This window comes from Novosphingobium sp. ERN07 (genome assembly GCF_012641335.1).
Taxonomy (GTDB): domain Bacteria; phylum Pseudomonadota; class Alphaproteobacteria; order Sphingomonadales; family Sphingomonadaceae; genus Novosphingobium.
The window spans coordinates 291,395-315,386 of sequence record NZ_JABAID010000002.1; the positions used below are offsets into that span (position 1 = coordinate 291,395).

A 23,992-nucleotide genomic window follows, 5' to 3' on the forward strand; every position below is an offset into this window, starting at 1 on the left:
CGTGTTGCGCGTCTGGCCAAGGAACCTCAAGTGAACGCGCCTTCGACCCTGATGGAAAAGGACCGCACCGCGCCTGTGAAGGAACGGCTGGTGGTGATCGGCAACGGTATGGCCGGGTGCCGCGCGGTGGAGGAAATCCTCGCCCGTGATTCGGCCCGCTTCGATGTGACGATCTTCGGCGCGGAACCGCGCGTGAACTATAACCGCATCATGCTTTCGCCGGTACTGGCGGGCGAGAAGGCGTTTGAAGACATCGTGATCAACGGCGATGATTGGTACGCCGACAATGCGATCACGCTGGTTTCGGGCGATCCCATTGTCAGCATCGACCGCGCGACGCAGACCGTGGTGGCCAAATCGGGCCGGGTGGAGCCTTATGACCGGCTGCTGATCGCAACGGGTTCTGACCCGTTCATCATTCCTGTGCCGGGCAAGGATCTGGCGGGCGTGGTGACGTTCCGCGATCTGGACGACGTGGATAAAATGCTGGCCGCAGCCGAAAAGGGTGGGCCAGATGGTCCCGGGCGGGCCGTGGTGATCGGCGGTGGCCTGCTCGGGCTGGAGGCAGCGCATGGCCTCTCGCTCCGTGGTATGAAGGTCACCGTCGTTCACCTTATGCCGACGCTGATGGAACGCCAGCTCGACGAAGCCGCCGGATACCTGCTCAAGACCGAGCTTGAACGGCGCGGCCAAACCATCGTGACTGGCGGTGACACGGCCGAGATCGTCGGAAAGGACGGCCACGTTTCCGCCGTGCGCCTGAAGGACGGGCGCACCTTTGACGCAGACATCGTGGTTATGGCCGTGGGCATCCGCCCTGGCACGACGCTGGCGAAATCGGCTGGGCTGGACGTGGAGCGCGGCATCGTGGTGGATGACCACATGGTGACAAGCGACCCCGCGATCATGGCGGTAGGCGAATGCGTGCAGCATCGCGGAGCCTGCTACGGCCTTGTCGCGCCGCTGTGGGACATGTGCCGTTCGCTGGCCGATGCCGCCTGCGATGCCCCTTCGGGCTACGAAGGTTCGGTCACCTCAACCAAGCTGAAGGTTTCAGGGATCGACCTGTTTTCCGCCGGGGACTTTTCGGGCGGTGACGGGGCCGAAGATATCGTGATGCGCGATGCGGCGCGCGGCATCTACAAGCGGGTTGTCGTGAAGGACAACAAGCTGGTCGGCGCAGTGCTTTATGGCGATACGGCAGACGGGAACTGGTACTTCGACCTGCTGAAAAAGGGCGAAGACGTTTCGGATATCCGCGAAGCGCTGATTTTCGGTCAGGCCTTCGCTTCCGGGGGTGCCCTGCTGGACCCTAATGCCGCCGTTGCAGCCCTTTCGGACGACGCAGAAATCTGCGGCTGCAACGGCGTTTCCAAGGGCAAAGTGATCGGAACCATCAACGCGGGCGCGTGTAGCCTTGATGCGGTGCGCAGCACCTGCAAGGCTTCGGCATCCTGCGGAAGCTGCACCGGCCTTGTCGAAAGCCTGCTGGCGCTGACGCTGGGTGGCGAGGTCCAGTCCGGGCCGAAGACCATGTGCAAGTGCACCAGCTTCAGCCACGACGATGTGCGCCGCCTAATCGGTGAAAAGAACCTCAAGGCGATCCCGCAGGTGATGCAGGAACTGCACTGGACGACGCCGGATGGCTGTTCTTCGTGCCGCCCCGCTCTCAACTACTACCTGCTCTGCGCATGGCCGGGCGAGTATGAGGACGATCAGAAGAGCCGCTTCGTGAACGAGCGTCTCCACGCCAATATCCAGAAGGACGGCACCTATTCGGTCGTCCCACGCATGTGGGGCGGGCTTACCAACCCCAAGGAACTGCGCGCCATTGCGGATGTGGTGGAGAAGTACAACGCGCCGATGGTCAAGGTGACCGGTGGCCAACGATTGGACATCTTCGGCATCAAGAAGGAAGACCTGCCCGCAGTATGGGCCGATCTGAACGCTGCAGGCATGGTTTCGGGCCACGCCTATGGCAAATCGCTGCGCACGGTGAAGACCTGTGTGGGGTCGGAATGGTGCCGGTTCGGCACGCAAGATTCGACCGGGCTTGGCGTAAAGCTGGAGCGGATGACTTGGGGTTCGTGGATGCCCCACAAGTTCAAGATCGCGGTGAGCGGTTGCCCGCGCAACTGTGCCGAAGCGACCATCAAGGACTTTGGCGTGGTCTGCGTGGACAGCGGTTATGAACTGCACGTCGGCGGCAACGGTGGGATCAAGGTGCGCGCCACCGACCTGCTGTGCAAGGTGGCGACCGAAGCCGAAGCGATGGACGTGTGCGCCGCCTTCATCCAGCTTTACCGCGAGCAGGCGCACTATCTGGAACGCACCGCGCCGTGGATCGAACGGGTGGGTCTGGACCATGTGAAGGCCGGGCTGTTCGACGATGCCGAAAGCGTCAAACGCCTCGCCGCGCGGTTCCGCTATTCGCAGACGTTCATGCAGGACGATCCGTGGGCCGAGCGTGTGGCCGGCAAGGATGCCGACCTGCACCAGCACCTTGCCGAAGTGCGTCCCCTTTCGTTCACGGAGTTTGCAGCATGATCGGCGATTGGCTCGATATCGGTCCGGTGGACCAGATCACCTCCGGCACCGCCCGCACTCTGCCAGTGGTGGGTGCAGAGGAAATCGCGGTGTTCCGCACGCAAAAGAACGAATTCTATGCGCTGGTGAACAAATGCCCGCACAAGCAGGGTCCGCTTTCGCAGGGCATCGTTCACGGCAATGTCGTGACCTGCCCCCTGCACAACTGGAACATCTCGCTGAAAACCGGTGAGGCGCTGGGCGATGATGAAGGTTGCGTGCCGGTTATCCCGATGAAGGTGGATGCCGGGCGGATGTATCTGCTGCGCTCTGCCGTGGTGGGGAAGCAGGCAGCTTGAAGCAGATCCGCACCACTTGCGCCTATTGCGGCGTCGGCTGCGGCATCCGCGCCGAAGTTACGGGGGAACGCTCGGTCACGATCAAGGGTGACGCAGAGCATCCAGCGAACTTCGGCAGGCTGTGTTCCAAAGGCACGCATCTGGGTGAGACGGTTTCGCTTGATGGCCGCTTGCTCCATCCGATGATCGGGGAACGGCAGGCCGGGTGGGATGAGGCGCTGGACATGGTGGCGGACAAGATGCGCGATTGCATCGAACGCCACGGGCCGGACAGCGTGGCGCTGTATGTCTCGGGCCAGTTGCTGACCGAGGATTACTATGCCGCCAACAAGCTGATGAAGGGCTTTGTCGGCAGCGCCAACATCGATACCAATTCGCGCCTGTGCATGGCGAGCGCGGTGGCCGCGCACAACCGCGCCTTTGCGGAAGACGTGGTGCCGGTCACCTACGAAGACCTTGATGATGCCGATCTGATCCTGCTGGTGGGATCGAACACCGCCTGGTGCCATCCGGTGATCTGGCAGCGGATCGAAGCGGCGCGGGAGGCACGCGGCACGAAGATCGTGGTGATCGACCCGCGCCGGACCGAGACGGCTGAACAGGCGGATTTGCATGTGCCGGTGGTGCCGGATGGCGATGTGGCGCTGTTCAATGCGCTGTTGGCTGAGATGGGGTGCCGTGGGTTGGTGGGTGAACATGCCCTCCCCCGGCCCCTCCCGCAGGCGGGAGGGGAGAATGGTGGCGTTTCGGTTGAGACGTTTGCCACGCTGGCCGATCTCGTCGCCGCGCATCCGCGCATGGTGACGGTGTTCTCGATGGGGGCGAACCAGTCTGTCGCGGGGACGGACAAGGGCAACGCGATCATCAACCTGCATCTGGCCACGGGCCGCATCAATGCGCCGGGCATGGGGCCGTTTTCGATGACCGGGCAGCCCAATGCGATGGGCGGGCGCGAAGTGGGCGGGCTGGCCAATATGCTGGCGTCCCATCTGGGCTTTTCGGATCAAGAGCGCGCCGATGTGGCCGCCTTCTGGCAGGCTCCGCGCATGTGCGCAGGGCCGGGTCTGAAGGCGGTCGACCTGTTCCGCGCCGTGCATGAAGGCCGCGTGAAGTTCCTGTGGGTGATGGCAACCAATCCGGCGGTTTCCATGCCCGATGCGGGCTTTGTGCGTGAGGCTTTGGCGCGGTGCGAGACGGTTGTGGTTTCGGACGTGATTGCCGATACCGATACGGCAAAGTTCGCCCACGTTCGCCTGCCCGCGCTGGCGTGGGGCGAAAAGGACGGCACGGTCACCAATTCGGAGCGCCGGGTCAGCCGCCAGCGCGCTCTGTTCGATGCCCCCGGCGATAGCCGCGCAGATTGGGCAATCGTGGCGCAAGTGGCGCAGCGCATGGGCTTTGCCGGGTTCGATTGGGCAAATGCCGCAGCGGTGTTCCGCGAATATGCCGCCATGACGTCTTTGGCAGTGAAGCATGACAAGGTGTTGGACCTGACTGACGTGGCCGGGATTTCGGACGCGGACTATGATGCGATGCAGCCGTTCCTGTGGGGCGGGCGGCATCCGATGGCGGGGCGTGCGATGAAGATCGTGCCGGTCGAGGCGCGGACCCGCCTGGCCGATCCCGCCTTTCCGCTACGGCTCAATACCGGGCGCTATCGCGATCAGTGGCACACGATGACGCGCACCGGCCTTTCGCCCACGCTGGCGCAACACCGGCGGGAGCCTTTGCTGGAAGTACATCCTGACGATGCGGCGGCGGCGGGCGTGCTGGATGGTGCCTTGGCGCGGGTGATTTCGGCCAGCGGGGCTTCGATATTCCGGGCAAGCGTGACCGACGCACAAGCTGCTGGACAGGTGTTTGTGCCGATGCACTGGACCGATGCAATGGCGAGCGGTGGGCGCGGCAACCTGCTGCCCGACCAGTCGGTCGATCCCGTATCCGGCCAGCCCGGTTTCAAGAACAATGCCTGCCGCATCGAGCCGGTGGCGAGCGACTGGCGCGCTTTTCTGGTGCAGCGGGATAACGTGGCGCCACCAGGGCTGGTGTGGTGGAGCCGTTCGGCCATTGCGGGTGGCTGGCTTTATGAACTGGCGGGCGATGGCGCGGTGGATGCCGATGCACTGCTGCCTGCAGGCCAGCGGATCGAGGCAGTGGACATGGCGCGCGGGATGCGGCGTCTGGCGGTGCTGGGTGATGACGGGGCGTTGAAGGCGGCGCTCTATGTGACGCGAAGAGGCCAGTTGCCTGCGCGGGAATGGATTTCGGGCCAGCTTGGCACAGCAGGAGCCGCTTTGCCCGAACTGCTGGCTGCACGGCCCAGCACGCCTGCGCCCGACAGAGGACCAGTGGTTTGCGTATGCCACGGTATTGGCGCGATGGAAATCATGGCCGTTGCCGAAAAGGGCGCAGGAACTGTGGCAGAGGTGGGCAAGGCCTGCGGTGCCGGAACCAACTGCGGATCATGCCGCCCAGCCATCGCCCGGATGCTGCGCGAATGGAACGAAGCATGTGTGGAGCCAGCGCAATGAGCGACTTTCCGAATGGCACGGTCTGGCTGGTCGGCGCAGGCCCCGGCGACCCGGAACTGCTTACGCGCAAGGCCGAAAGGCTGATCGGCATGGCGAGCGTGGTGTTCCATGATGCACTGGTGGGGCCGGAGGTGCTCGACCTTGCTGCACCCGACGCGCGACTGGTATATGTGGGCAAGCGATCCGGGCGGCATTCGAAGGATCAGGGCACGATCGACAAGCTGATCGTGGAAGCGGCGCTAGCGGGCGAGCGGGTGGTGCGGCTGAAAGGCGGCGATCCGGCGATCTTCGGCCGCGCGACCGAAGAGCTTGAGGCCTGCCATGCCGCCGGTGTTCCGGTGCGGATATGCCCCGGCGTGACGGCGGCTAGCGCGGCAGCGGCAAGCTTTGGGCAATCGCTGACGCTGCGGGGGCTAGCCCGCAAGCTGACATTCGTGACCGCCCACGCGCGCGCCGGAGAGGAACTGACGCTCGATTGGGCGACCCTAGCCGATCCAGAGGCCACGCTCGCGATCTATATGGGCAAAGCCGCGGCAGGAGCGGTATCGCGCAATCTGATTGCCGCAGGGCTAGCCCCGGATACGCCCGTAGCATTGGTCGAATCTGCCAGTTTGCCGTGCGAGCGCCGGTTCCATTCACGCCTTGATCTGCTGCCGCTGGCGGCGCAGACAGCGTTGGGCGACGGACCTGCGCTGCTGCTCATCGGCAAGGCGATGGGAACTGCCCGTCCGACCACGCCTCACGATGCGTCTGCCTTGGCTGAATTGGGGCAGATCGGCTGACGCAGACCGCTAAAAGCGTCCCTGCGAATCACTCAGAAACTGCCAACTTGGCGCTAATCAGGATACCACAGGCAAAAATAATCGCTTGGGCGGAAAATTTTTGCAGGCGGCAAACGGTTGCCAAATGTTCATGCAAACGTTTGTCGGATATGAACTTTTTGTCACGCCCAGCAACATTTTGACAACTTTGGTTAAGCGCTTCCTCCCTTTGGATATAGGGAGTTTTCCTAAGCGTTTTAGCCTTTGGTAACCACGCAGATTTACTGCAATCTGCATGACAAACCATTGCACAAAGTTCATGATCGCCTCAGTCGCAGCCTCTGCTGCGCTGGGAGCATCGCAAGCCCAGGCTGCCGGGGTTACTGCCGGCACGCTGATCCAGAACACGGCTTCGGCCAGCTATGGCAGCGGTAGTTCGACGACCACGGTCAATTCGAACACCGTTTCGATCCGTGTCGACGAACTGCTGGATGTTGCGGTCACCTCGCTCAACGCAGCAGCGGTTCCGCTGGCCAGCACAGCCGTGCTGACGTATCGGATCGACAACACCGGCAACGGATCGGAAGCATTCTCGATCAACGTATCGCCCACGGTCAGCGGCAATGGCTTTGACGCGACCGTCCAGACCATCGCAATCGACAGCAACGACAACGGCACTTACGAGCCGGGCGTCGATACCGTGATCGCCAACGGCGGCTCCACCCCTGCCCTTGCGGCGGATGCCAGCACCCGCGTGTTCGTGGTGGTGGCGCAGCCTTCTGGCACAGCGGACGGCGCAGCGAGCCAAGTGCGCGTGACGGCGCAGGCGCTGACTGGCGCGGGTACGCCCGGCACCAGCTTTGCCGGACAGGGTCAAGGCGGCGGCGATGCCGTGGTCGGCGCGACGACAGCCAATGCCAATGCGCTGGGTTCGCTGATCGCCAGTTCGGCCAGCGTAGCGCTGGTGAAGTCCTATGTCGTGGTCGATCCGTTCGGCGGGGCCAAGCCGGTTCCGGGCGCAGTGGTGACCTTCACCATTGCCGCCACGGCAAGCGGAAGCGGCATGGTTAACGACCTTCACGTCATCGACGCGATCCCGACGGGAACGACCTATGTCGCCAACTCGGTGACGCTCGAAGGGGCTTCGCAAACCGATGCCACTGATGGCGACGCCGCAATCGCGTCGTCCTCTGGCATCGACGTGACCATCGGCGCGCTGGCGGGCGGAACGAGCCGTTCCGTAACGTTCAAGACCACCATCAACTGATCAAAGCGCGACAGCGCACAAATCGGGACAAGACCATGATCAGGATTATCTCCACGCTATTGGCTTTCGCACTGGCAACCTCGCCCGCGATGGCACAACAGACGCCCAGCGTTGTCCTTGAAGGCGACGTGAAGTTGGAAAAGACTGTCGAGGCAAGCGGTGCCAAGAAGACCGTGCTGGAAGATCCCAAAGTGGTCGTCCCTGGTGACAAGCTGCTGTTCTCCACGCGCTATGCCAACAAGGGCAGCCAGTCGGTTGACAACTTCGTTGTGACCAATCCCGTGCCGCAAGCGGTGCGCGTGGCCGATGACAGCGCAAGCGCGCTTCAGGTGTCGGTCGATGGCGGTAAGGCCTATGGCCTGCTGGCCAGCCTGACCGTGAAGGATGCAGCCGGAGCAGCCCGCGCCGCCCGTGCAGAAGACATCACCCATATCCGCTGGACCGTGCCGGCGATCGCTCCGGGGGGGAGCGGCACTGTCGAGTATCACGCTATCGTTCGCTGAATAAGCTCACGAAAAACCGCCCAACCTGCTGGCGGATTTCAAAGCAGGTAACTTAGACCGGGGATCGTTATCATGAAATGCACCAGCAAGATGCTGGCCGCAACCAGTGCGCTTGCGCTGTTTGCGTTCGGCGCAACCACTGCACACGCCGCAGGGACCACTGCGGGCAACACCATCACCAACACTGCAACGATCAACTATCAGGTGGGCGGCATTTCCCAGAATGCCGAAACCGCCAGCGATACGCTGACGGTCGACCGCAAGATCAACCTGACAGTTGCCGAAGTCGGCAGCGCCACCACCGTAGTGACGCCGGGTTCGGTTTCACAGGTAACGACGTTCACCGTGACCAACAATTCGAACGCGCCGCTCGACTTCGCTCTCGAAGCCTTGCAGCAGACAGGCGGCACCACTGCGCATGGCGGCACCGACACCTTCACCGCAAACAACGTGCGCATCTACGTTGATACCAACAACAGCGGTTCGTATGAATCCGCCTCGGACACGCTCGTCACGTTCCTTGACGAAGTTGCTGCCGATGCAACCCGCCGGGTCTTTGTGGTGAGCGATGTTCCGCTGGGCCTTACCAACGGATCGGTAGCAGGGGTTGCCCTGCGTGCGACGGGTCGTGAAGCCGGCACCGCAGCGACGCAAGGTGCTGCTCTGACCCAGACCACCGGCGGCAACACCGCTGGCATGGATACGGTGTTTGCCGATACCACCGCAGGCACTGACGATGCAGCACGCGATGCCGCCCATTCGGCGCGCGATGACTATACCGTTGCAACGGCTGCGCTAACCGTCGCCAAGACGAGCCGCATCGTTTCGGACCCGGTGAACAACACCACCAATCCGAAGATGATCCCCGGCGCAGTGATCGAATACTGCATCGCCGTAACCAACGGCCCCGGCGCAACGACGGCATCGTCGATTGCCGTGAACGACCCCCTGCCGTCAACGGTCACCTATGAACCGACGTTCGGCGTGAAGGTCGACGGCACGGTTGCCAGCGGCGTCTGCCAGGCTGACGGGGCGACTGCCGGTTCCCAGGCTTCGGGCACGGTTACCGGCACGATTGCAAGCCTTCCGGGCGGATCGACCAAGACCGTCCTGTTCCGCGCGACGATCAACTGACGAGAAAGCCGGTCCCGCCCGCAACGCGGGACCGGCGCTTCCCTTGCGATGACACTTTCCAAAGGCCTCTTCATCAACATTCGGGTTATCTGGTTCTGGCTTACCGGGTTGCTGGCTGCGATGCTGCTGAACGTCCCTTGCGCCGTGTTTGCGCAGGAGATGATCACCAACACCGCGTCTGCGAACTGGACCGATCAGGGCCAGACGGTGAGAGCCACTTCGAACACCGTTTCCTTTCCAGTCGAAACTGCGGTCGCCACGATGCAGACCCTGCGGTATCTTCCCGATGGATCGGGCACGATTGCGCTGGCTCTGCCTTCGTGCGGCCAGCGCAGCATGACTATCTCCGGCTCGCGCACGTCGATCACGCTCAATGGTTCGCTGCTGCCATCGGACAGCTTCCGCATCGGTGAACTTCTCTACGTGCGGATTTCCGCCCCGAGCGCGAACCGGTCTGCCGATGCCATCGATCAGTTGCAGATCAAGGCGACCACTTCGTCGGGCGACGAAGAGCTGATGACGATTGCGGAAACCGGCGTGAATACCGGCCAGTTTCTTGCTGCAATTGCCACCACGGCCATTCCGCCAGCCCCCACGCAGCGCAATTGCCAGTTGAGCGTGCATAGTGGCGATTCCATCACGGTGGAGATCGCTGACGGCCGCTTCCAGCTTGCCGCAACGCCCGTCAGCAGCGTGCAGGTTCTGGCCGATCCCTATGGCCTGGTGTTCGACAGCAGCGACGGTGCGCCCATCGACGGCGTGACGATCACCCTGATCGACAATGCGACCGGTCAGCCTGCGCAAGTCTTTGCCGACGATGGCATTACCGCATGGCCTTCAACGATTGTGACCGGCCAGAGCGTGACCGATGCTTCGGGGACCGTATGGCCGATGCCCGCAGGCGAATACCGCTTCCCGCTGGCCGCGCTGGGCAGCTATCGCCTGCGCGTGGTGCCGCCAAGCGGCTTCACGATGCCATCGACCGTGCCGATTGAAATGCTGCGCACCATTCGCCGCCCCGAAGGCAATCTGGTGGAACTGAGCGACGCCTCGTTCGGTGGCGTGGTTACGCTGACGTCTCCGAACCCGGTGCGCGTCGATATTCCGGTAGATTCACCCAGTGAGCCGCTGGGCGTGAGCAAGGCTGCCTCGCGCGAGATCATCAATCCCGGCGATCCGGTGATTTTCACCGTGCTGGCCAGCAACCCGAATGCTAAGCGCGCGCTGTTTAACGTAACCGTGAAGGACACCCCTTCGCGCTGGCTGCGTTTCGTGCCGCAATCGGTGCGCATCGATGGGCAAAGCGCCGGTTCCACTGTCAGCTTTACCGAAGATGGCCGCCAGATGACGGTTGCGCTGGGCCGCATCAATGCGGGTCAGACGGTGAAGATCACTTACGCCATGACCGCTCGGCCCGATGCTCCGGCAGGCGAAGCGACCAACCTTGTGCAACTTACCGATGAACGCGGCCAGACCAGCACGGCGCAGGCGCGCGTGAAGATCGAGGACGAGGTTCTGGCGAGCCGGATGACGCTGATCGGGCGCGTATCGGCAGGTGCCTGCAATCTGCGCGAGGGCCGCAGCGGCATTCCCGGCGTGCGCGTGATGCTGGAAGACGGCAGCTTTGCGATCACCGATGCCGATGGCCGCTATCACTTCGAAGGTCTGGTGCCCGGAACCCATGTGGTTCAGGTGGCAGAACAGACCCTGCCCGAAGGCGGCCACATGATCGATTGCGCTGCATCCACGCGCAGCGCAGGCAGCGCCACATCGCGCTTTGTGACCGGACAGGGCGGCACCCTTGCGGTGGCCGATTTTAGCGCCGTGTTGCGCGAACAGGCTGCCCCTGCCCCTGAACCCGCTGCAAAGGCTGCCGTACATGAAAAGCCAGCAGCCGTGCAGGAAGCGGAACTGGAAGATCGCAAGTCTGCCGGTGCAGATGCAGACTGGCTGGCGATGGGCGATGGCGCGACCGATTTCCTTTTCCCCACAGCCGACCATAACCCGCGTTCGCCTGCGATCCGCGTTGCCATCCGCCATCGCAAGGGTGAGACGGTGGAACTGCTGGCCAATGGCAAGCCGGTAGATGCCGTGGCCTTCGACGGAGCAAGCGTTTCGCCGCAGGGCTTTGCTGTCAGCGTATGGCGCGGCGTTCCGCTTGATGGCGACACTACGGTTCTGAGCGCCGCGGTGCGTTCTGCCGATGGGCAAGAAGTTGCCAGGCTGAAGCGCGACGTTCACTTCGTGCAGGTGCCTGCGCGCGTCACGCTCGTGGCCGAAAAATCGCGCCTGATCGCAGACGGTTCGACCCGCCCGGTGCTGGCGCTGCGCGTGACCGACCGCAATGGTCGCCCAGTTCATGCCGGCATCACCGGCGAATTCACGCTGAACCAGCCCTATGAAAGCGCGCTTGCTATCGACGCGATGCAATCGCGCACGCTTTCGGGGCTGGATCGCGCCGCGCCCACCTTTGTGATCAAGGGTGACGATGGCATCGCCTATGTCGAACTGGCCCCTACGATGGTCAGCGGCCCGTTGCGCGCCGAGTTCCTGTTCAAGGACGAGACGATCACCCGCCGTCAGACGCTGGAAAGCTGGATCGCGCCCGGCGACCAGAAGTGGACGCTGGTGGGCCTTGCCGAAGCGGCAGGCGGCAAGTCTTCGGTTGCCAAGCAGATGCAGCGCGATGGGCGTTTCGACAGCGATCTTGGCGACAATGCGCGCGTGGCGTTCTATGCCAAGGGCCGCGTGCTCGGCAAATTCCTGCTGACCGCGAGCTACGACAGCGCAAAGCAGAAAGACCAGCAGCGCCTGCTCGGCGCGATTGATCCGAATGCCTATTACACGGTGTTTGCCGATGGATCGAGCCGCCGCTTTGACGCCGCAAGCCGCGACAAGCTTTATGTGCGCGTTGAAGCGCGTGCGTTCTACGCGATCTACGGCGATTTCGTCACCGCGTTCGACCAGACCGTGCTGGCCCGTTATCAGCGCACGGTGACCGGCGCGGCAGCGGAAGGCGCGTTCGGCGCGGTCCACGTGCAAGGCTTTGCTGCGCGCACTGGTGACACCCATCGCCGCGACGAAATTCAGGGCAGCGGCATTTCCGGTCCCTATCGCCTGTCGAGCCGCCGGATCATCGCCAATAGCGAAATCGTGACGCTGCAGGTGCGCGACCGTTTCCGGTCAGAAGTGATCGTCGAAACCAAGACGCTCCAGCGCTTTACCGACTACGACATTGATCTGCTTTCGGGCACGATCACCTTCCGCGCGCCGGTTCTAAGCCGCGACAACAATCTCAATCCCCGCTTCATCGTGGTCGATTACGAAATCGAGCAGGCCGCAGGTGGCGAGATCAACGCAGGCCTTCGGGCTGACGTGACGACGCTGGGCGGCGCACTGCGCATCGGCGCTACCGCCATCACCGATACAGGCGCGAACAATGGCGCGCGTGCGGATCTCGCGGCAGTCGATGTGAAGGCAGCGTTGGGAACCGGCACCGAACTGCGCGCGGAACTTGGCATAAGCCGTCTGGCCGGCGATTATGACAACGCCTGGATCGCAGAGATCGAGCACCATGATGGTGCGATCGATGCCCTCGCCTATATCCGTTCGGCAGGGCGCGGCTTTGGCCTTGGCCAGCTCAACAATGCCGAGCGTGGCCGCCGCAAGGTGGGCATGGATGGTCGCTACCGGCTGAACGAAACCTTTGCGGTAACCGCAAGTGCGTGGTTCGACGACAGCCTGACCGATGCTGCTCAGCGCAAGGCTGCCGAAATCAACGGCGTCTGGCGCAATCGCGATACCGAAGCGCGGATCGGCATGGCGATGTTCGACGACCGCCTGGCCGATGGCAGCACCGCCCGCACCACGACTATCGAAGCCGCAGCGACAAAGCACTTCTTCGACAACCGTCTGGAAATCAATGGCGCGGCCAGCGTGGCGCTGGGAACGGCGGAAAGCATCGATCTGCCTTCGCGCTATCGCGTGGGCGCGGCCTATGCCTTTACGCCTTCGATCAAGCTGATCGGCACATATGAACGTGCAAGCGGCGATGCCGTGTCCGCCGACACCGTGCAGGCAGGCTTTGAGGTCGGCCCTTGGAATGGCGCGCGCGTTGTCAGCAGCCTTGGCCAGCAGTCGCTCAGCGAATATGGCAAACGCAGCTTCGCCGCCTTCGGCCTTACCCAATCGCTGCCGGTCACGCCTTCACTCACCATCGATGCGACCATCGATCATTCGACCACGTTGGCCGGAATCGATGCGAGCAAGCTGATCAACGTCGATCAGCCCGCGTCGAGCGGCGGCAACCTTGGCGATGCCGGAACGATTGCCGAAGACTTCACCGCCGTAACCTTTGGCGCAACATGGCGGCGGGATCGCTGGAGCGTGACCGGACGCGGCGAAATGCGCAACGGGCAGTTGACCGACCGCAAGGGCGTGGTGCTTGGTGCGATCCGCCAGCTTGGCGAAGGCAGCATGGCGGGCGCAGGCTTTACCATGACGCGCGCCGTGGATGAAAACGGACAACGCAGCCGCATCTTCGATGCCGCGCTTTCGCTGGCGCATCGCCCGGCAGACAGCGCCTTCGCTCTGCTTTCCAAGCTGGAACTGCGCAGCGACGAAATCGAGGCAGGCAATGCTAGGGCCACTGGCACGGCAAGCGGATCGCGCACGGCGCTGCTGACCGGCACCGATGCAAAATCCACACGGATGATGGCCAGCGCATCGCTCAACTGGTCGCCTCGCAGCGAAAACGCGCAGCGAAGCGAACTGGGGCTGTTCGGGGCCGTGCGACACACGTTTAATGCCTATGAAGGCTATGATCTGGTTGGAACGTCGTTGATCGGCGGGGTGGATGCACGCTTTGGCATCGGTGAATCGGTCGAAATCGGTGCAGTTGCCACGGTGCGTCACGACCTTTCCAGCGATACGACGAGCTTCGCCTTTGGTCCGCAAATCGGCGTCAGCCCTGTCAAGGACACCATGATCACCATCGGGTACAACATCAGCGGCTATCGCGACCCGGCTTTCATCGCCGCGCGCCAGACCACCAAGGGCCTGTTCGTAGCCCTTCGCATGAAGTTCGACAGCGACAGCCTGGCATTCCTCGGCCTCCGCCAATGATCGGCCTGCTTCGGCGGGCGTTGGCGCCCGCGCTTGTCTTGTGTGTGCCGACCAGCGCTGTGGCCGCGACTTGCAGCGGGGCGAACGAATATGCGTTTGCGTTCTCCTCACGCCCGACAACGCAACTCGCCTATGGTTCGACCTACACCTACACGGCATCGCGCACCGCTGGCGGCAGCGTGAATTTTACTGTTGGGCTTACCGCTGCCAACCTTTCCAGCACGACGGTGGGCGGTGAAACAATGCCGCGCATCACAACGCTGATGTCTGGCGGAACCACCAAGCATCTGACCTTCGGCGGCACATTTACCGGACGCACCACATCGATCACCGGAACAAGTCGGGTGATCGTCGTGACGTTCACATTTCCCAGCCCAATCGTATCATTCGCATTGACAGCGGATGACATCGACTATGGCGCAAATCAGTTTCGCGACTGGATTGCGATCACGGGCGCGAATGGGGCTTCGACTTATACGCCAACCATAACGACCCCGTGGGGCAACAACAACAGCGGCACGAGCACGGCTACGGGTTCGTCCATCGCATTCGGCACGCGAACCGCTGCCCCTGCGCTTACGGCAGCATCGCAGATGGCTGGGGTTGGCACATCGGATATCGGAACATCGACCGGGCGCTTCACCGCCGAGTTCGCACAACCCGTGACGAGTGTAACCGTGCGATACGGCAACTATCCGGGCGAATCCACGACCGGGCAACAGGCAATGGGCATCAGCGACATCAGCTTTTGCGAATTGCCGGAACTGGCCTTTGCCAAAAGTTCCACGCCTGTAACCGGCACACTGGGAGCGTTCGCACTGCCCGGCAACGATGTGATCTATACCCTGACCGTGACCAACCCCAGCGGAACGAGCGTGGACGCGGGATCGATCATCCTGAACGATGTTCTTCCGGCAAACGTGACGTTTCGCAACGAAGCCTTCGACGGGACGACCAGTCTTCCGGTGAAGCTTTCTACCAGCGGAGGACTGACGATGGCAGCAGGGGCCATCGCCTATCGTCAAAGCGGGGGATCGGCGTTCAGCTATACCCCATCGGCGGGATACGATGCGCAAGTGGCTGAACTGCGCATCACGCCGGGTGGCGAGCTTGCCCCTTTTTCGAGCGCGGTGTTCGTGTTTCGTGCACAGGTGAAATGATCCAGGGGTTTATACCTAACCCGTTCTTAACAGTTACTGGTTAGCACCTGACACGGCAGCAGAACGACCAAAACGCAACAGCGTTGGAGTAAACGGGTGAGTATCGGTACACGGCCCTTGCGCAGATTTCCGAAGCGATTGGGCAAGGCCGTGCTGGCGCTTTGCGGCATGGCAATGGCATCAGGCCCGGCCTATGCCCAATTCCGTTCACTGGAAAACCCTTCGTTCGAAGCAAACGATCCAGCGGGCGCAGGTGCCCCCAATTTCGAGATCATGCCCATCGCATCGGTACCCGGATGGGATACCTCCACTGGCGAAATCGAGCTATGGGACAGCAACTTCAACGGCGTTCCAGCTTATGACGGCAGCGTGTTTGCCGAAATGAACGCCAATGTGAACGGCACGTTCTATCAGAACATATGCCTTGTCGCCGGAGAACCGATAGGTTGGACTTTCGCCCACCGCGCCCGTGCCGGTGGTGCGAACACACAGACGGTGCGGTTTCAGGTGGCAGGCAGCACAGGCACGGTCATCCAGACGCTGGCCACGCAGGCCTCGACTACGGCCAATCAGGTGTGGAACGTGAACACCGGCAGCGCGACGTATTCGGGCACGACAGGTCTTCAGCGCGTGCAGTTCACCACTAGCGATCCGGGATCATACGGCAACTTCCTCGACGCGATCCAATTGACCTTGCGCCCGTTCATCCAACTTTCGGTCGCAAGTAGCAGCGCCACCGAGGCAGTGCCATCATCAAGCATTGCCACCCTGTTGGTCACAGGACGCGCCACCAGCGCAATCAGCGTGACGATGACGATCACCGGCGGCACAGCCACGCGGGGAACGGACTATACCACCCCCGGCGGCGGCGCGACGTTCACTGTCACAGTTCCCGCTGGCACGTATTACAATACCGCCATTCCGCTGGGCATCACCATCACTGATGACACCGCAATCGAGAGCAACGAGACGATCACCTATTCGCTCTCCACAGGAACGGGCTACACGCGCGGGCACACCACCACTTGCGGCGGCACGCTGCAATCGACCGGCACTTATACGATCATAGACAACGATTCTCGCGTGACGTTGCGCAAGCAATGGGCCAACGCCACCGTTGGCGATGATGCGAGCGTTACGCTGTCACGTGGCTCCACCGTTATCGAAACCCTGACGTCCGACGCCGGGGCGGCGAGCGAACTGGACACCGACCCAACCCCGACGCCGGTCGTCATCGGTGAGACGGTGTTGCTGGACGAAACGATGCCGATGACCAATGCAGGCCGCTATAACAAGGCCATATCCTGCACAGGTGCTGCCGACACCAATCTGGTTGACGGACTGACCATCGGAGCGGGCGAAACCGCCATCGTGTGCACATACACCAACACGCGAATACCGCGCCTGCTAGTAAGCAAGACGTCCTCGATCCTGTCCGACGGCATCAACGCCACCGGCCCAAAAGCCCTGCCCGGCGCAACCTTGCGATATTGCATACTCATCACCAATCCCGGCACGCTGGCCGCGAGTGACGTTTACGCCACCGATGCCATGCCAACATCGCTGACCTATCTTGCGGGCACCGCGAAATCGGGCACCAGTTGCGCCGGGGCAACAACTGTAGAAGATGACAATGCCACGGGCACTGACGAAAGCGATCCTTTCGGCATCTCGCTCACCGGCTCCACGCTGACCGGCTATGCTGCAAGCCTTGCCAGCGGAGCGAGCTTTGCCATGAGTTTTGACGCGCTGCTCAATTAGCGGGAACGACGGCAGGCGCGGCAGGAACCAGCGGCTTGCCGGCGTCGTGCCACCCCTCGATCCCTTCCGCCAGCCAATGGACGTTGCCGAAACCATCACGTGACAGGCGGCGGGCGGCATTCCAGCCCATCCAGCAATCGGTGCGGCAGAACAGCACGACAGGAATCGCGGGCGATTGCTTCCGCGCCTCTGCCACGGTGGTGCGCAAGCCCAGCCAGAGCGCTGCTTCAGGATGTCCGCGCCCGGTTTCCGGGTGCCAGAGTGCGCCCGGAATGGTCAGGTGGCTATCGGCAAGCTGCCAGTGCCCTGTGATCGGATCGCGAACGCCGCCTTCTGCCGGAAGCACATCAATGAACAGCGCGTTCTCGCCCGGCTTCAAGCGAAGCGCCCGTTCAAGCGAAATGCGTGTCGCCGGGGTTGGCGCGCGGTCGATCGGCCCGCGATACCGGGCTATGCGATAGCCTGCCGGATCGAAATCAACTGCTTCCATCGCAGAACTGTGCGCAACCTCTTCGTGACTGCTGGCACCCGCCGCAACCATCATCGGCAGAAGTGCGGCGCAGGCGAGGAAGGTTTTGATTCCAGGCATTTTCATTCAATCGGCCCTTCCCATTTCGCCAACCCTGATTGCGAGCGGATTGGTCGATGGTTCAATATAACATTGGCCGCGCAGCAGATACATCCTCCGATGGGAGAATGCGCCAGATGGTGAAATCACAATGAACAGGCTGCGCCGGCTGATCGTGGCCGTTGCCGTTGGGTGGGGCTTGCACGCCCTTGCCAGCTACGCCGAAGTGCCCGCCGACCCGCTCGGTTCACCGATGTGGGACCATCATGCTGTGGGCCTCTTCGGCAAGGCACCGGTCAGCTTCGATGTCCGCGTGAACGTGCGCATTCCTGAGATTGCCGAGAACCAGCGCGTATTCCCGGTAACCGTGGATGCGCGGGCACTGAAGGATGCCAAACGGATCGTGCTGCTGGCCGATCTCAATCCCATACCCATCGCTGTCGACTATACCCTTCACGGGGCCGCGCCGTTTCTCGCCACGCGGATCAAGCTGGACCAGCGCACGCCGGTGCGCGCAGCGGTCCAGACGTCGGATGGCGCGTGGCACGTTGGCGGCACTTGGGTTGATGCAGCCGGCGGCGGTTGCTCCGCCCCGCCCGTCAGCCGGGTCAAAGGCGATTGGGCAGACCATCTCGGCGAAGTGCGCGGGGCCGCGTGGCCCGATATCGAAAACGACAAGGTGCGCCTGCGCATGACCTTTCGCCACCCGATGGACACCGGGCTGGTCGAAAACGTACCACCCTACAATATCGAGCGCCTGACTGTGCGAGATACGGCGGGCAAGGTTCTGGGCGAGATGGACGTTTTCGGGTCCGTGGCGGAAGACCCTGCCTTCACGGTGGTGGTCGATGATCACGGCGGAGCGCTGACTTTCGTTGCGCGGGATACAGCAGGCTTGGAATTTACCGGCAAGGCCAAACCGTGATGATGGATCGCAGGCAAATCTTGCGGGCCGGATTGCTAACCCCCGCCCTGCTTACCCCCGCTCTGGCGCTGGCGGAGCAGTTTGCGGGCACCTATCGCCCCCAAGCCGAACAGATTGCAGAAGGCGTGTGGATCGTGCGGGGCGTGGATGAGCCGATAGCCTTTGCCAACGGCGGTGCCATCGCCAATAGCGCCATCCTTGCGACGGAGGATGGGCCTGTACTGTTCGATCCCGGTGTTTCGCGGGAACACGGGCTGGCACTGGGCGCCGTGGCGCTGGACTTGTGCGGCAAACCAGTCGCGCGCGTTTACGTGAGCCATCTGCACCCCGATCATGCGCTGGGAGCGGCTGCCTTTTCTCCGCAGATCGTCCACGCGCTGCCCGCTACGCGCGCCGAACTTGAGCGTGACGGCAATGGCTTTACCGATGCAATGTACCGCCTGCTGGCAGACTGGATGAAAGGGACCGCACTGGTCTTGCCGCAAGGCGATCTGACCGAAGGCGATGTGATAATCGGCGGACGGCATATCCGTCTGATCGCGCTACGCGGCCACTCTGGCGGCGATCTGGCGATATTGGATCAGGCAAGCGGCGTGCTGCTGGCCGGTGACCTTGTGTTCAACAACCGCGCCTCGAGCACCCCCCATGCCGATCTGGCACAATGGCGGCTGGCGCTGGATCGCCTTGCCACAACGCCCCACCGGCTGCTGGTCCCCGGTCACGGTCCACTGGACCGCGATGGCAGCGCAATAGCCCAGACGCGCGACTGGATCGATTGGTTGGAGCCAGCATTGCGCCAAGCCGTGGTGCAGGGTATGGATATGAGCGAGGCGGGCGAACTCCCCATCCCACCACGCTTTGCCGGGATGAAAGCCGCGCGATACGAATTGCAGCGCAGCGTATCGCACCTTTACCCGGCGTTGGAGGCGGAGCTTTTGCCCCGCCTCTAACAGATCAGAACTGCGCCCGGATCGAAACCGTCAAACGGCGCGGCGCCCCCGGCGCATAGGCACGCGGATCTTCCGCGCCCGGCGCTTCGGCCAATTCGATGTCATCCACTTCCGAGAACGTGCCGAAGGTGGCGTAACGCTTGTCGAACAGGTTGCGCACTTGCGCGACGAGACGGATGCCCGGTGCAAGGTTTAACGCAGCGTCGATATCGAACACCGCATAAGCAGGCGTGCGTGCATTGTCGTTGCCATCGTCACCGGCAAGATACTGCCCTGACCGCGCGCGCATGGTCACGCCAGCCGACCAGTTTCGCGCCTCTCGGCCCAACCGCAGGTTTACCGCATGGCGCGGCACCGATGGCAACTGGTCGCCGCGCTCCACGTCCACTTCGCCCTCGTCGTCAGCCGTCGGGTTGGACGGGCTGGACATGGTGAAGTCGGTGCGGAACCGGGCGTCGGTAAAGCCATAGACCGCCGTTGCACGCCAGCCAGCACGCTGCCAGTCAAGCGAGGCTTCGATGCCCTGCCGCCGTGTCTGGCCGAGATTGGCGAAGTAGGCGCGCCCCCGCACTTCCGACGCGATCATTCGGATGTCATCGTGGGTATCGGTCCGCCAGGCATTGAGCCGCCAGGAAAGCGCTGCTCCTGCGCCGGAAATCCCGGTGTGCCAGTTGCGCGCCTTCACCTGCTTGAGCGGCGGATCAGCGATGAAGAAGTTGGCCAGCGTGCACGGCGCATCTGGATCTGCGCAGCTTAGTTCGGCAGGCGTAGGGTTGCGGCTGGTCAGCGAAAACCCTGCAACCGCCTGAATGCCCTCCCCCAGAACGTAGTCGAACTCGACCGAGGGGTTGAACCGGTTGAACTTGTGATCGCCGTCCAGCGCCGTGCCCAGTTGATCATCCATCTTCACGCGATTGTGCGACCAGCGCGCGCCCGCCTCAACCGACAGATTGCGCACCAGCGGCAGTTCGACACTGGCGAACACGGCAAGGTCATCGACTTTCGAGATCACATCGACCGGCTGGATCGCGCCTTCTTCGGATTCCAGCAAAAGCCCCAAAGCTTCGACCGAACGGTCATCTTCCAGTTCGCCCAGTTCGGTCGTCGCGCGGAACCGGGTGCGGGCGTGCTCCCACGCACCGCCAACAGCGATGCGGCGCGGGCCGATATCGGTCTGCTGCTCGCCCAGCCATTGCAGCGTCGCGCCGAAAGCATGGGTGCGTTCCTGCCCACGGTTGAACACGGTGGCCTCATCGGCGTCGGGGTCAGCGGCAACGAACTGTCCTCCGGACAGCAGCCGGTCCTCAAAACCTTCGTCCTCCTCACCGACGCACAACAGGGTAGAATCTGCATCGCAGGGGCCGAAATCGGCCAGATCGCCATTGGCGCTGCGGCGGTTCAGGTGTTGCCAATGCGCGCGCAGTTCGATGCGCCCGGTATCGCCAGTCTCGATATAGGGCGCAGCAACAAGGCGCAGAAAGCGGGTGTGCGTCTCGTCCGGGCGCGTGAACACCGCGTCATACTTGGCATCAAGCAGTTCCACCGGAGACACGCCGTTGCCGGTAAGATGCGTCGACGCACCCAGCGCGGAAAGTTCAACGCCCCAGCCGTCACCTTTCCGAATGCCCTTGGCGAAGCCGCGATAGAGCCGCGAGGGACTGGCAACGCGCCACCCTTCGTCCCGGCGCGCTTCAAACGCGACGAGAACATTGCTTTCGGCGCTGCCCTCGCCATAGCTGACCGCACCGCCGACCATGCCTTCGGTATCGCCATCGGCCTGCACGGTCATCCCGCCAAGGCTCACGCCATCACCGGTTTGCAGCAGCAGCGTTCCGGCCAAAGCGTTGCGACCAAGCACGGGGTTTGCATCGTTCACCTGCGCGTTGACCACCACCGTATCGGGCACAAGGTCGAGCAGCACGACATCACCGAACGGCTGGTTGAAGCGCACCCCATCCAGATAGACCGCAAGCCCTTGCTCGGCCCCTTGCAGCGCACTGGCCGAAAAGCCGCGCCAGCCGATCGTTGCCTGCCACGGATTGCCGTTCGCTTCGCCCAGCGTCAGGCCCGGTATTTCGCGTTCAAGCGCACGGCCCAGATCGGGGCGACCGGACGCATCAATGGCCTTGCGATCAAGGCCACGGGCCTCGTCCGTATCGATCACGCCACCCGGCGCGTTGACGACGATCTGGCGTGCCTCTTGGGCATGCGCGGTCATCGACGCTGCCGTGGTCAGCAGCAGCGCCACAAATTTCGCGGACTTCATAGTACTACCTCTCCCAGAGGAACTTACATGGTAAAGCGGACCCCGGCCCACAGCGTGCGCGGGTTGCCCAGATCGATTGAGCCGCCGGAATTGCGGGTCACGATATCTTCATCGAACAGGTTTTCGCCGCGAAGGACCAGGCTGGCTCCGGCGATCAGCGGCACTTGGGCAAAAAGGTCGAGCGTGGTCGCCGCAGGCAGACTATCGCGCTGCAGATCGTCTTCATATTGCAGTCCGACATGGCGCAGCGTGGCAGCGATCTGCCAGCCTGCTGCTGGCACAAGCGCCAGCGTTCCCGAAGCAGCAATGCGCGGAGTTTGCGCCGGCCGCTTGCCAGTCAGCTCCGATGCAGCGCCATTGCGCACTTCGGCATCGGTCCAGGCAAGCGAGCCATCGAAGCGCACGATGCCCACTTCTGCGCGGGCGCTCGCCTCGATCCCGCGCGCACGGATTTCGGAAACGTTGCGGCGCTGGCGCAGATTGGTGCCAATGGTAACATTGGCGATGGCGTTCTCGATCCGGTTGTCGAAGCCGGTGACGCCGAAACGGACACCTTTGGCCAGAGTGATATCAACCCCCGCTTCAAACCCCTTCTGACGTTCGTTGCGCAAAGCAGCGTTGGCTTGTGTCGTTACCGGAAACACCGTGAACGGGCGGTAGAGTTCGTTCAGGGTCGGCTGACGAAGGCCGGAGTAGGCAGCAGCGCGCAGCGCCAGGGCTTCGCTCGCTTGCAGCAACGCCCCCCCGCGCCACGTGACGGTCCAATCAGTCTGCTTGGCGTAGTCACTACGGCTGGTCACAGCGCCTGCGGCGTTACGCACCTCGAAATACCCATCAGCGATCACCGTCCGGTCTGCGCGAAGCCCCCCGGTCAGCACCACCGGTCCAACCGTCAGATCGTTTTCGGCATAGAAGCCAACGTCGGTGTTCACCCCACCGGCGCGGCGTCGGGCAGTCACGGCACCGGTGGTGGCGTTAAGCGCGTTTTCGTTCATCGTGCCGCTCAGCCGACGCCAATCGACGCCAAGACGCAGAACGTTTTGTTCGCCCACAGGCGGGCGCAGTTCGAACTTGCCACCGATGCCTTGGGCAGGCGTATCGAACTGGTCCAGCGTGGGGCGGAAGCTGGTGGCTGAAACCACCACGTTCGAGAAGTTGCGCGACTGGAAATAGGCCAGCGCATCGAACTGCCATGCGCCCCGCCCGACAAGGCGCAGACTGGCATCCTCACCTTCGGTCGATGTATCAGCGCCACGGAAACGCAATACGCGATCATCGCGGTAAACCGAGATGCGGCTTTGCAGTTCTACGGTATCGGAAAGCGGTGCGACCGCCCGCACGGCGGTGGACCATGATTCATAGCGCGCACGCACGCTTGCAGGCACGCGCTGCGCAGTGGGGGTCGTCCAGAAACCCTTGCCCCGATCCCAACGCGCCGAAACGACCACGAAACCTTCGCCAAGGCGTGGAGCGATGCTAGCGCTGGCTTCCGTCTCGCCCCGCTGGCTGCCAAGCAATTGTGCAGAAACGAGGCCGAGCATTTCAGGCCCTGCACTTTCCAGCTCTATCGTGCCTGAAAGTGCGCCTGCACCGAACGGGCCGGAACCACCCCCGCGCGTCACGCGAATTGCGGCAAGGCCGTCGAGCGCAAGTGCGGTAAGCGGAACGTAGCCAAAGAACGGATCGACCATCGGCACGCCATCGAGCAGCACCAGTGCGCGGCTGGTGGCGTTCCCGCCAAGCGCGCGCAAGGTGACGCCCTGTGCCGATGGGTTCGATGAACGGCTATCAGACCGGCGAAACTGCTGAAAGCCCGCAACCGAGGTGAGAACGTCCTCGATCCGTCCCGACGCGGACGAAACGATGGCATCGCGATCGATCTCTACCGAGGAATAAGCCGGCGTGCCCGGCGTCACCTCAAGTCCCTTGCCGCTCACCACGATCTCGCCGTTCGGCCCTGCCTCGGCAAAGGCAGGCGAACTAGCAAGCGCTAGAGCGAGGGCAGTGGCGATATACTGGCCGTTTGCACGGCAAAAACGAGTGTCATCCATCTGCTGCGACTTTCTGGGTGACGAAGTGGAGAAACGAAATGTGTCGGCAGCCCTTTGAGAGGCTTGCGGGCTGCCGACAAGAGTGGATCAGTCATCTTCCCAAAGA

The 23,992-nt window shown here is 62.8% G+C and carries 15 protein-coding genes; 12 read left to right on the forward strand and 3 right to left on the reverse strand.

The features are described 5' to 3' along the window. Positions 1-51: 51 nt before the first annotated feature. The 10 genes from nirB to HGI47_RS23025 all read left to right on the forward strand — a co-directional run bounded on the left by nirB (position 52) and on the right by HGI47_RS23025 (position 17,126). Positions 52-2,547, forward strand: a complete 2,496-nt coding sequence (gene nirB / locus HGI47_RS04490; RefSeq protein ID WP_168851818.1) for a nitrite reductase large subunit NirB — start codon at positions 52-54, stop codon at positions 2,545-2,547. Beyond that, a complete protein-coding gene (nirD, locus tag HGI47_RS04495; protein WP_168851586.1) occupies positions 2,544-2,885 on the forward strand; it encodes a nitrite reductase small subunit NirD in 342 nt (113 codons plus the stop codon). The genes nirB and nirD overlap by 4 nt, the downstream gene beginning before the upstream one ends. After that, a complete protein-coding gene (locus HGI47_RS04500) occupies positions 2,882-5,416 on the forward strand; it encodes a molybdopterin-dependent oxidoreductase (RefSeq protein ID WP_168851587.1) in 2,535 nt (844 codons plus the stop codon). The genes nirD and HGI47_RS04500 overlap by 4 nt, the downstream gene beginning before the upstream one ends. After that, complete coding sequence (cobA, locus tag HGI47_RS04505; protein ID WP_168851588.1) at positions 5,413-6,198, forward strand: uroporphyrinogen-III C-methyltransferase; 786 nt, start codon at positions 5,413-5,415, stop codon at positions 6,196-6,198. Before HGI47_RS04500 ends, cobA begins: the two co-directional genes overlap by 4 nt. Positions 6,199-6,496: 298 nt before the next feature. Then, the gene (locus HGI47_RS04515) at positions 6,497-7,444 is read left to right on the forward strand and encodes a hypothetical protein (protein ID WP_240949978.1); all 948 of its coding nucleotides are present in this window, start codon (positions 6,497-6,499) and stop codon (positions 7,442-7,444) included. 35 nt (positions 7,445-7,479) lie between these two features. Further along, positions 7,480-7,947 (forward strand): hypothetical protein, encoded by a 468-nt coding sequence (locus HGI47_RS04520; RefSeq protein ID WP_168851590.1) that lies wholly within the window; start codon positions 7,480-7,482, stop codon positions 7,945-7,947. 72 nt (positions 7,948-8,019) lie between these two features. After that, positions 8,020-9,081, forward strand: coding sequence for a hypothetical protein (locus tag HGI47_RS04525; RefSeq protein WP_168851591.1), 1,062 nt, complete (start codon positions 8,020-8,022; stop codon positions 9,079-9,081). Between the two features lie 48 nt (positions 9,082-9,129). Continuing rightward, positions 9,130-14,205, forward strand: coding sequence for an isopeptide-forming domain-containing fimbrial protein (locus HGI47_RS04530; RefSeq protein ID WP_240949979.1), 5,076 nt, complete (start codon positions 9,130-9,132; stop codon positions 14,203-14,205). Next, the gene (locus tag HGI47_RS04535; protein WP_168851592.1) at positions 14,202-15,365 is read left to right on the forward strand and encodes a hypothetical protein; all 1,164 of its coding nucleotides are present in this window, start codon (positions 14,202-14,204) and stop codon (positions 15,363-15,365) included. Before HGI47_RS04530 ends, HGI47_RS04535 begins: the two co-directional genes overlap by 4 nt. Positions 15,366-15,461: 96 nt before the next feature. Continuing rightward, complete coding sequence (locus HGI47_RS23025) at positions 15,462-17,126, forward strand: DUF11 domain-containing protein (protein WP_168851593.1); 1,665 nt, start codon at positions 15,462-15,464, stop codon at positions 17,124-17,126. On the opposite strand, the gene HGI47_RS04545 is transcribed toward HGI47_RS23025, so the two are convergent. Next, on the reverse strand, positions 17,119-17,715 hold the full coding sequence (locus HGI47_RS04545) for a rhodanese-like domain-containing protein (RefSeq protein ID WP_240949980.1): 597 nt from the start codon (positions 17,713-17,715) through the stop codon (positions 17,119-17,121). The genes HGI47_RS23025 and HGI47_RS04545 overlap by 8 nt on opposite strands. 130 nt (positions 17,716-17,845) lie before the next feature. On the opposite strand from HGI47_RS04545, the gene HGI47_RS04550 reads away from it, so the two are divergent. Both HGI47_RS04550 and HGI47_RS04555 read left to right on the forward strand, forming a co-directional pair. After that, entirely contained in the window at positions 17,846-18,619 is a 774-nt protein-coding gene (locus HGI47_RS04550; protein ID WP_168851594.1) for a quinoprotein dehydrogenase-associated SoxYZ-like carrier, read from the forward strand. Beyond that, complete coding sequence (locus HGI47_RS04555) at positions 18,619-19,569, forward strand: quinoprotein relay system zinc metallohydrolase 1 (protein WP_168851595.1); 951 nt, start codon at positions 18,619-18,621, stop codon at positions 19,567-19,569. Before HGI47_RS04550 ends, HGI47_RS04555 begins: the two co-directional genes overlap by 1 nt. A 4-nt stretch (positions 19,570-19,573) precedes the next feature. Here HGI47_RS04555 and HGI47_RS04560 read toward each other — a convergent pair whose 3' ends face one another. Together HGI47_RS04560 and HGI47_RS04565 are read right to left on the reverse strand one after the other, a co-directional pair. Beyond that, entirely contained in the window at positions 19,574-21,835 is a 2,262-nt protein-coding gene (locus HGI47_RS04560; RefSeq protein WP_168851596.1) for a TonB-dependent receptor, read from the reverse strand. A gap of 23 nt (positions 21,836-21,858) precedes the next feature. Next, on the reverse strand, positions 21,859-23,886 hold the full coding sequence (locus HGI47_RS04565; RefSeq protein WP_168851597.1) for a TonB-dependent siderophore receptor: 2,028 nt from the start codon (positions 23,884-23,886) through the stop codon (positions 21,859-21,861). Positions 23,887-23,992: the final 106 nt, after the last annotated feature.